The sequence below is a fragment of the Veillonella sp. VA141 genome (genome assembly GCF_003992175.1).
GTDB lineage: Bacteria > Bacillota > Negativicutes > Veillonellales > Veillonellaceae > F0422.
Window position 1 is genome coordinate 1 of the sequence record NZ_RQVM01000011.1, and the last position, 700, is coordinate 700.

Annotated in this window: 1 protein-coding gene; it reads left to right on the forward strand. The window is 40.0% G+C overall.

What is annotated here, in order from left to right; genetic code table 11:
* Window positions 1-700, forward strand: a 700-nt coding sequence (locus tag EO112_RS08245; protein ID WP_206168573.1) for a hypothetical protein, incomplete at both ends; no start/stop codon positions are given.

Consider the following 700-nt stretch of genomic DNA (forward strand, 5'->3'; position numbering starts at 1 on the left):
ACAGGAGATGGACTTGCGATTAAAGGTGGAGATTTAGGTACAGATAAAGTACGTAAGTATTCCTTAGATTTATCTGACACAGTAAAAGCAAAATTAAATGCTATTAACAATGTTGGTGACACAGCCTCTAATGGTCGTGACGGTGTAAATGGCACATCTGGTGCGAAAGGCTTAACTGGTAAAGATGGCTTAAATGACAAAACTTTAACAGATAAAGTGAATGCATTACGTAACGGCGAAGCTGGATCTGTGGTATATACAGATGAAAATGGTGCACGTTTAGTAAAAGCTAAAGATGGACAATACTATAAAGCTGCAGATGTAGATAAAGATGGCAATGTATTGAATAATGCAAATCCAGCTACCACTGTGGAAGCTCGTGTGGTTAACCCAGATGGTACAACAACTGGTGGCACAACTAAATTGTCCAACATTGCTGATGGTAAAGTAGCAGCAGGTTCCAAAGACGCTGTGAACGGCGGTCAATTGAACACTGTTAAATCTGATTTAGCCACAGCCTTAGGTGGTGGTGCTAAAGTAGAAAACGGTGTATTTACAGGTCCTACATACAACATCACAAAAGATGATGGCACAGGTACAGAAGCAGTTAAGAATGTAGGCGATGCGATTTCTAAATTAGATGGTCGTATCAATAATGCGAACACTGTCCTTGGCAATAAAGGCTTAGATTTCTATGGCA